Genomic DNA, 8,255 nt, shown 5'->3' on the forward strand with positions numbered 1-8,255 from the left:
AGTTAGGAGTTGGGATTCAATCAACTCTCAGCAAAATCTTTCATTATATCATAAAATTATTTTGCAAGAGGTCTAATGTGCTTTAATCAAGATTTGATGAAGCTAAGGGCTGAAATCATAGTAATAATACCTATTACGCGAACGATGCAACAGATCGATTTCTAGTAAATTTACGGTTAAACGCTGCAACGCCAGCTAGTTATTAGTTCCTCGTTCAATAGCCAGCTATTACAGTTGGCGCTGGCAAAAGAATTGCCCAGCCAGAAGCGGGGCAACTCCTGCTAGTTATTAGCAGATTAACCACATCCATCAAAAATGCTGCTGACTCTTTTAGACCCAGAAAAACAGACCCCCCTGCAACAGTGGAGTTTCGAGAGCGAATCCATTATTCGCATCGGCCGCTCTCCAGACAATCACGTTGTGATCCCTAATGCTCTAGTGTCGCGGCAGCATCTGGAACTGCAAAGAGTTAATAACGGGAGAGCCAGTCAGTGGTACTTAGTCAATTCGGGGACAAATGGCACTTTGGTAAACGGTATTCTCATGTCTCAGGGTTGGATATCCGACGGTGCCCTGATCCAGTTGGCGCGGGGCGGCCCAATTCTGCATTTCCAAGTTATTACTATTGAAGTCGGCGGCAAGATTGAGGCGAACCCCACCGTCAATCTCGCCCCCCCGAGGTGTACCCATGCGGGAAACCCGCCGGGGAATTTATTCTGCATCCACTGCGGCGAACCGATTAAAGTCGATCGCACGGTGCGCCACTACCAAGTGCTGCGAACTTTGGGCCAAGGCGGTATGGGGACAACGACTTTAGCCTGGGATCGAGATAAAGCGAAAGCTCAACAACCCGGAAGTTCCCCCGCCGCTTCTCTGGTAGTCCTCAAGGAAATGAATGCTGATATGGCTCAAATCGCCAAAGCTCAAGAACTGTTTGAACGTGAAGCTAAAACTCTTAAGGCCCTCCACCATCAGGGAATTCCTCAGTTTTTTGACTTTTTTGTGGAAGGGGGCAAAAAATACTTGGTGATGGAAATGCTCCACGGCGAGGATTTAGAAAAACGCATCTACAACCGCGGCCCTGTTGCTCCCCAACAAGCAATAGAGTGGATGATCCAAACCTGTGAGGTTTTGGACTACATTCACTCTCAAAAACCCCCGATCGTCCACCGGGATATTAAACCTGCTAATTTGCTGGTGCGGCACCGGGACAATCGCATTACAGTGCTGGATTTTGGCGCCGTTAAAGAAATCGGCACTCCTCCGGGCACTCGCATCGGCGTTGAAGGCTACACCGCACCAGAACAAGACCGGGGACAGCCTCTGCCTCAGTCGGATTTATATGCTATTGGGCCTACTTTGATTTTTTTGCTGACGGCCCAAAGCCCTCAAAACTTTTACGGGAAAATAGCTGGAGGTTACGGGTTTAAGATCGAAAATATTCCGACGATCGCCCCCAAGCTGCGAGAGACGATTTTGCGAACCACGGCAGCTAAGCCTGGGGCTCGCTTTCAAACTGCTCAACAATTAGCTCGAGCTTTAGCAGCTTCCCTTTAACAAAAGTCAGAAGTCAAAACTCAAAAGCCAAAAGCCAAAAGTCACAAGTCATTAGGAAGAAGGCAAAGGGAAGAGCGAAGAGGGAAGAAGCTAGCAACGGAAATTTATGAAAGAAAATTTACCCGATCGCCTCGGGATTTCTCTTCGACACCCAATTCCTCCGTCTCCTCTGTTATTCCTCGTCCCAAGCTTCTACAGCTATCAACTCGCTCACGGGGTCTTGCATAGAAAAATCAAACTCTAGCAATTGCTGTTTCCAGTACGGCCATTCGTCGCCGTAAAGCAGAGCAATTTTCCAAATACTGTCTGTCGGTTTGATAATGTCAGACGTGACGAGAGAATGCACCTGACGCTGGAACTTAACCATCGGCTGTATAACCTGCTGGCTCATAATACCTCTTGAATTGTTTAAATCTTGTGTAATTACCACTTCCCAGCTCTCACTTTTTACCGCAGTTTCGCCAAGAACAGTCTCGCCAAGATACGTGTAGATTTTTGTCGGGAAGCTACATATTCAACTTGTATCTTAACACTGTTCGTTTTGACAAGGGCCTATAAGCAGGACTGAAGAGTCAAGACCGACTTCAAAGAATTAATCATCTTTAAATTGTCCCGCTATATGCTGTCGATCGACAGTGGGAGGTTTGCCGCCTCGATTGTTTCCACATCGTTGTTTCCACATAGTGGCAGATGCAAGGGCTACGTTCGGCTTGTTCTTGACAAGGCTGAGTTTGCGTAGGAGAAACTGCAACTACTGCTCTTTCGCTGCTACAGCGTAATTTCCGCTTTCCTGCGGGTAAACCACACCTGTTTCACCTTCGACGCTGGGTTCGCTGTGAGAGTGGGGTCTGAGCTACATAAACTGATTATAACTCTACTTACCGCAAAAGCGATCGAAAATTGTTGGATACTGTTGATCGCCACCCCTAAATGTCGATCGAACATTCTAGGCTGTCCCACGCGGACCCGCAGGCAAGTTCCAAACCCATCGTCCGTCTTGATTCAATAAATCTCAAATCTCAAATCTCAAATCTAAAATTGTATGACTTGGACAAGGCGACACATTCTCACTCTGGCTGATTTTACCTCGGACGAATACGATACGGTGCTGCAAACTGCAGCCAGTTTTCGGGAGGTGCTCGGCCGCCGCACGAAGAAAGTGCCTGCCCTGCAGGGTCAAGTGGTCGCGAATTTGTTTTTTGAACCTTCTACCCGAACTCGCAATAGTTTTGAGTTGGCGGCGAAGCGACTGTCAGCGGATACGCTGAATTTTACCCCGGGAAGTTCTTCTCTGACGAAGGGAGAGACTATTCTGGATACGGCTAAGACTTATCTGGCGATGGGAACGGATTTGATGGTGATCCGGCACGAACAAGCTGGAGTTCCCAGCACAATTGCTTCGGAAATGGATCGCTTGGGTTCGAGAGTCAGCGTTCTCAATGCAGGAGACGGCCAGCACGAACACCCATCACAAGGTTTGCTAGACTTATTTACTATTTGTACTCTGTTAGATACCGAACGTCCGCGGCTGGAACTTTTAGCGGGTAAAAAAATTGCTGTGGTGGGGGATATCTTGCATTCGCGGGTGGCTAGGTCTAATATTTGGAGTCTAACGGCTTCTGGGGCAGAGGTCCATTTAGCCGGGCCGCCGACTTTGCTGCCGCTGTTGTTTGCTGAGTGTGGCGATGGTAGGGAAGGCAAGTTATTTTTGCATTGGCAGCTTGAACCTGCTTTGGCCGATGCTGATTTTGTGATGACTTTGCGGCTGCAAAAGGAACGGATGAGCGACCATTTGCTGCCGAGTTTACGAGAGTACCATTCTTTGTACGGGATTACGCGCGATCGGCTCAAACTCTGCAAGCCTGATGTGAAGGTGTTGCACCCAGGCCCGGTTAACCGCGGCGTGGAAATTAGTTCGGATTTGATGGACGATGCCCAGTTTAGCCTGATTTCTCAGCAAGTTACCAGCGGCGTGGCGGTGCGGATGGCATTACTTTATCTGATCGGCGGTGGTAAAGTTTAGGCTGTTAGTTGTTAGTCTTGAATTTTGGATATTTGATTATTTTCAATCTCCATCGCCTCTTTAAAATAATCGTTACCCAGTATGGCCGGGTAACGATTAAAACTCTTTCTAGAAATGTAAAGTGTTCTAGTTAAGAGTTAGGAGATCCAGGATGCAGACACCCAGCCACCACCTTTGAGTTGGAGCCAGCCGTTTTTGGAACGACCGGTCAATTTTACGTGATCGCCATAATATAACTTGCCGATTACATGAGAACAGCTATCGGGGCGGTTGCGGATATTCAGTCGGCTGCCATTCGTGACAACTTTGGCGTAGCTGTGATGGCCGTGATGGCTTTTCTTGCCGCAGCGGGAGTAGCAAGCGGCCTGGGCTTCGCCACCGACACTCAGAACAGATAGGGCTACTGCCATACCTGCAACGCCTATCCATGCAGAATTAGGAATTTTCAAGCCCAGCTCGTCTAAGGACTTGACTTGGAGTTCGGACTCTGGAGATTCATAAGCAACAAAAGAGTGGCTCAATGCTAGTGCTTCCATAGTTTCCTCGTAATTGTTTTTAACATTTATTGGTGCAGACTCAGGTCGAAACCTCCATTAACAGCCCAAACTATTAACTTATGTTTCATATAAGGCACATGAGGGCGTTACGATTTTGCTTTTGTCTAGTATCCGCCAATTTGCCTCAACCCTGCACAGGTATATCATGTCATCTAAGTAGCTTTCCGGAACAAAAAAATAAATAAAGTTTACATCTGCTGCTAAAAATTTTGGCTACACCGATAAGTAGGAGGATCGAATTAAAGTTAACTGTGTCATTCAAAAGGGAACAAAGTAATCGCTTGGGGTTTGAGATTGCTTGTACCGAGTTACGAATGACACTACTTATTGGGGTGTGCTTATTTATTGAGTTGCTACAGCAATATCGGCAGTTAATTGGATCGAACAAGCATCCTGCTCGTCTTCAATCACGCTCTTAATTTGGTTGGGGCGAGTTATATTGTAGCCGATCGCACTGGTACAAAAGTTCGGGGTGATGGCGTCGGGTCTTCGCCCGTGCTACGAGATGGCTCTCAACATTAGCCACCCCGTTTCCCGGACAACGATGCAAGATCGATCGCGACTTGATTTGTGTCAAGATCAATTAACTTCTCCACCACCACTTCTTTGGCAATGAACTCTAGCGCTGCACTTTCGATCGGCACAATTCCTCAACGCCATGAATCAGACAGCTTCGCCATTACCTTAGCGCCGTTGTCTGTAGAGGAAATATACGCTTTGGCAGATGACCCCGCGAACGGAGCCGTGGTAATGATGAGCGGTACAGTCCGCAACCAAACTGACGGTCAAGCTGTAGTTTCCCTAGAATATCAAGCCTACGAACCTATGGCCGTGCGAGTATTCCAGCAAATCGCTACGGAAATCCGCCGCCAGTGGGCCGATGTCAATCGGGTCGCCATTCACCACCGAGTCGGACACTTGCAGGTGGGCGAAATCAGCGTACTGGTGGCTGTTGGCTGTCCCCACCGGGGGGAGGCCTTTGCAGCTTGCCAGTACGCGATAGATACGCTCAAACACAATGTACCGATTTGGAAAAAGGAACATTGGGCCGACGGTTCTAGCAGTTGGGTTAGTATTGGAGCGTGCGAGGTTGTCGGGCATTAGTAAGCAGTCAGCAGTCATTGACTGTTTGATGACTGAAGCCGATCGCAGTTTCCGAGCGCGGGAACCAATCGGGATCTGCTACCGTCAAAAAGTGTGGAATGTTCGATGAGCCAATTCCACCGATGAGCGACTTTATTTCCGTGTCCTGGTCTGCGGTTGTGGCGACCGTTCAAAGAGTGCAATTGCCAGCCGAAAAACTCTCTAATTATGACTTGGTATTGCGTTGTCAGGAAGGAAATCGACCTGAGAGCACTGCCTTTTCAGAACTGTTGAAGCGGTATCAGTCCCACGTAGACAGGGTACTTTATCACTTGGCCCCTGACTGGCAAGACCGAGCAGACTTGGCTCAGGAAGTCTGGATTCGGGTCTACCGGAATATTAACCGCTTGCAAGAGCCTGTTAAATTTCGGGGCTGGCTGAGCCGCATCGCCACTAATTTGTTTTACGATGAGTTGCGGAAGCGCAAGCGGGTGCGAACTCCGCTGTCGTTGGACGTACCCCGTGCTCTGGAAGATGGCGAGGTAGATTGGGAAATTCCGGCCGACAGTCCGGGGCCTGATGAAGATTTGACGACTAGAGAATTTTACGACCAGTTGCGGGTGGCGATCGCCGATTTGCCGGAAGTATTCCGCACGACAATTGTTTTAAGAGAAATTGAAGGTTTAGCCTATGAGGAAATAGCCGAAATGACCGGAGTTTCTCTGGGAACTGTCAAGTCGAGAATTGCTAGAGCTCGCCAAAGATTGCAGTTGGAATTGCAAAAATATCTCGATGGTAATTAGCAATAGTGCTTTTAGAGGCAGAGCAAGAAGATTTGGTGATGTGTGCTGTCACATCAAAACTTCTTTTTTAAAATATAAAAAAGCAGTAAATCATTCTAACCCCGAGGGCATCCTTCCCCCAATTAAAGCAATTTTGAAATATGAATTATAACTTTGAATCGGATAAAAATCAGAATCAGCAAGGTATCGGGGATTCACTCGCTGAAACTCAAGCTAACAACAATTATCCCCAGGGGAATGTAACTACTATGATGCGCGATCGTTTTGAATTGCTGAGTGCCTACCTCGACGGTGAAGTGACGGCGACAGAACGTCGGCAAGTTGAGGAGTGGCTGACAAATGACCCCGCTACGAAACGTTTGTACTCACGACTGCTGATGATGCAGCAGAGTTTTCAGGCAATGCCGGTGCCTGCTGCGGAACAATCTGCACAAGAGTTGGCGACGAAGGTTTTGCAGCGGGTGGAACGCAAGCCGAAACAAACTTGGATTTTGGGTGGAGGTGCGATCGCAGCTTTGTTGATTGCGCTAGTGTCTGGTGTCGGTGGCGAGCGCCAATTGTTTGCTCCCCAGTTTGCTCGATCGCCCGTTCCGGGTGAATCGGACGGTTTGATTATGGCTTTGAACGAGCCTCTGGTGGAGATTGTTAATCCTAACGATTTGATGCTTGGGGTGAATGCACCGATAATGGATATTCCCAAAGTTCGTGTAGCAACCCCTCAAAAGTAATTGCCAAAGGCGCAGTAGGATTTCTGTTTTGAGCTTAACTGAAGTCGCTAAGTAAGCTCCCTAAAAAAGGGGGCTTTTTGCCATTTTTCCCAATTTTTCAAGGTGGATATATCCTTTGACACTTTCCCCGCTTTGAATGAGGAATTGTGGGGCGCTCGCATCTTAATATGGGAGTAGGTAGCGAGTGGAATTAGAGCGGGCGATCGCACTTGTCACCGGTTTTGTGGAGATGTGCGATCGGCAACAGCAATGTTCCTTCAATTTCCTGCCGCACAGCAGGAGATACATTAGAAGCGCTATTGAGGCAATATACCAGCACTTTATTAGCATCGTAATACTTCCTTAGCAATGACTTCTGCTGTTCGCTAAATTGCCAATCGTGACCTATATTGCGGTAGGAAATGATGATTTTTCTTAATTTGCTAGTCCAAACTTGTCCATTAGCTTGCCACCATTTCCTAAATATTTCCTTATCACCATCTGGCTGAGGTAGCTGTTTCTTAAGTTCTTGCAGTGCTTGCATTAATTCAGGTTCAACAAGAGGGACAAGAAGAATGTCGTGGGCAAGACTAAGGGCTGGGTCAATAGCACCGTCGAGTACAGGCAAAATGGCAAGGTCAAGAACAAGGTCCAGGGTAATTTCAATAGCAGGATCAAAGGTATGTTTAACGGCAAGGTAAAGGGCTGGGTCAAGGAAACTTTCAGGGTTACGATGAAGAGCAAGCTCAATGGATGGAAGAAGGGAAAAGTAAAAGAATCTCACTGCCGCAGGTTTGTAAGGAAAATCAACAGAAAGGGATTTTTGGTTTACCCACAGTAGGAATTGCTGTAACTGCTTGTCCTTAGCGACCAGTCCATCAACTTGTTGTTTCATTAACAGTAAAAACTCATCAGCTTTTTGCAACATCCCAACTGCTAACAACAAGACTTCTCGCCAACGCTTCTCGGTTAGGTGGCTGACCAGTTTTCCCAAAGCTTGTGGAGCGGAATGGTTAACTATTTCTGTAGCAGTAAAATACTCTTGGAATGTTAGATGAGAAAACGAATAAATCCCTCTTGCCCTCTCCACTAATAATCCATGTTGTGCCTCGATAGCCTTCAGCACAACCTCACTATGGCTCTCCAACTGAACGGGGTCAGTTGTGCCATCTGGCAAGTTAGCTAGATAGTCGGCAATCAATTGCTGAACTGTGTTTTTTTCAAAAAAGTAATCGCCCCTTTCAAAAGTAATAGCTGCCACAAAAGCAAGTAAATGTTGCTTGTGGGAAAAATTTAAATTGCGATAAACTTCATCCCGTTGAATGCCTCTGGTTTCATCCCATTTTCTGAGCATAATTTCCAGTCCTTCCTCATACAAGTTGGCTCTGTTGGAGGGAAAATCTGCTTTGGCTTGGAATACTAAACAAGTCAGATTCAACAATATAGGGCAATACGGTTTACTTAAGACCGAACAAATGATAAACTAGGTAGGATGTACAAAAAAGCAAATCAAGTATAGTGCAGT

At 47.1% G+C, this 8,255-nt stretch carries 9 protein-coding genes; 6 read left to right on the forward strand and 3 right to left on the reverse strand.

The features are described 5' to 3' along the window. Positions 1-315 precede the first annotated feature (315 nt). Positions 316-1,557: a protein kinase domain-containing protein gene (locus QUB14_RS27495; RefSeq protein ID WP_333221256.1), complete on the forward strand. Its 1,242-nt coding sequence runs from the start codon at positions 316-318 to the stop codon at positions 1,555-1,557. 172 nt (positions 1,558-1,729) lie between these two features. Here the strand turns inward: QUB14_RS27495 and QUB14_RS27500 are convergent, their stop codons facing one another. Beyond that, the gene (locus QUB14_RS27500; RefSeq protein WP_006631282.1) at positions 1,730-1,948 is read right to left on the reverse strand and encodes a DUF4327 family protein; all 219 of its coding nucleotides are present in this window, start codon (positions 1,946-1,948) and stop codon (positions 1,730-1,732) included. 651 nt (positions 1,949-2,599) lie between these two features. Here QUB14_RS27500 and QUB14_RS27505 point away from each other — a divergent pair. Beyond that, complete coding sequence (locus QUB14_RS27505) at positions 2,600-3,580, forward strand: aspartate carbamoyltransferase catalytic subunit (RefSeq protein WP_333221254.1); 981 nt, start codon at positions 2,600-2,602, stop codon at positions 3,578-3,580. Positions 3,581-3,717: 137 nt separating this feature from the next. Here the strand turns inward: QUB14_RS27505 and QUB14_RS27510 are convergent, their stop codons facing one another. Further along, positions 3,718-4,116: an SH3 domain-containing protein gene (locus tag QUB14_RS27510; RefSeq protein ID WP_333221252.1), complete on the reverse strand. Its 399-nt coding sequence runs from the start codon at positions 4,114-4,116 to the stop codon at positions 3,718-3,720. 396 nt (positions 4,117-4,512) lie between these two features. Between QUB14_RS27510 and QUB14_RS27515 the strand changes: the two genes are divergently transcribed. The 4 genes from QUB14_RS27515 (at position 4,513) to QUB14_RS27530 (ending at position 6,751) form a co-directional block, all read left to right on the forward strand. Further along, positions 4,513-4,659, forward strand: a complete 147-nt coding sequence (locus QUB14_RS27515; RefSeq protein WP_333221250.1) for a hypothetical protein — start codon at positions 4,513-4,515, stop codon at positions 4,657-4,659. Positions 4,660-4,749: 90 nt separating this feature from the next. After that, the gene (locus QUB14_RS27520) at positions 4,750-5,241 is read left to right on the forward strand and encodes a molybdopterin synthase catalytic subunit (protein ID WP_190659969.1); all 492 of its coding nucleotides are present in this window, start codon (positions 4,750-4,752) and stop codon (positions 5,239-5,241) included. 122 nt (positions 5,242-5,363) lie between these two features. Continuing rightward, positions 5,364-6,023 carry a sigma-70 family RNA polymerase sigma factor gene (locus QUB14_RS27525; RefSeq protein WP_006631278.1) on the forward strand — a complete coding sequence of 220 codons (660 nt, stop codon included), beginning with the start codon at positions 5,364-5,366 and terminating at the stop codon, positions 6,021-6,023. 140 nt (positions 6,024-6,163) lie between these two features. After that, on the forward strand, positions 6,164-6,751 hold the full coding sequence (locus tag QUB14_RS27530) for a zf-HC2 domain-containing protein (protein WP_333221248.1): 588 nt from the start codon (positions 6,164-6,166) through the stop codon (positions 6,749-6,751). A 190-nt stretch (positions 6,752-6,941) separates the two neighbouring features. Here QUB14_RS27530 and QUB14_RS27535 read toward each other — a convergent pair whose 3' ends face one another. Continuing rightward, entirely contained in the window at positions 6,942-8,084 is a 1,143-nt protein-coding gene (locus tag QUB14_RS27535) for an NACHT C-terminal helical domain 2-containing protein (RefSeq protein ID WP_333221247.1), read from the reverse strand. Between the last annotated feature and the right edge of the window lie 171 nt (positions 8,085-8,255).

The sequence above is a fragment of the Microcoleus sp. B3-D2 genome, from assembly GCF_036705345.1.
In the GTDB taxonomy this organism is placed as follows: Bacteria; Cyanobacteriota; Cyanobacteriia; order Cyanobacteriales; family Microcoleaceae; genus Microcoleus.

Bases quoted from the DNA above. Each gene is read 5' to 3' on its own strand.
- QUB14_RS27510 (WP_333221252.1), bottom strand. From the start codon at position 4,116: ATGGAAGCACTAGCATTGAGCCACTCTTTTGTTGCTTATGAATCTCCA.
- QUB14_RS27520 (WP_190659969.1), top strand. From the start codon at position 4,750: ATGAACTCTAGCGCTGCACTTTCGATCGGCACAATTCCTCAACGCCAT.
- QUB14_RS27505 (WP_333221254.1), top strand. From the start codon at position 2,600: ATGACTTGGACAAGGCGACACATTCTCACTCTGGCTGATTTTACCTCG.
- QUB14_RS27535 (WP_333221247.1), bottom strand. From the start codon at position 8,084: ATGCTCAGAAAATGGGATGAAACCAGAGGCATTCAACGGGATGAAGTT.
- QUB14_RS27530 (WP_333221248.1), top strand. From the start codon at position 6,164: ATGAATTATAACTTTGAATCGGATAAAAATCAGAATCAGCAAGGTATC.
- QUB14_RS27495 (WP_333221256.1), top strand. From the start codon at position 316: ATGCTGCTGACTCTTTTAGACCCAGAAAAACAGACCCCCCTGCAACAG.
- QUB14_RS27525 (WP_006631278.1), top strand. From the start codon at position 5,364: ATGAGCGACTTTATTTCCGTGTCCTGGTCTGCGGTTGTGGCGACCGTT.
- QUB14_RS27500 (WP_006631282.1), bottom strand. From the start codon at position 1,948: ATGAGCCAGCAGGTTATACAGCCGATGGTTAAGTTCCAGCGTCAGGTG.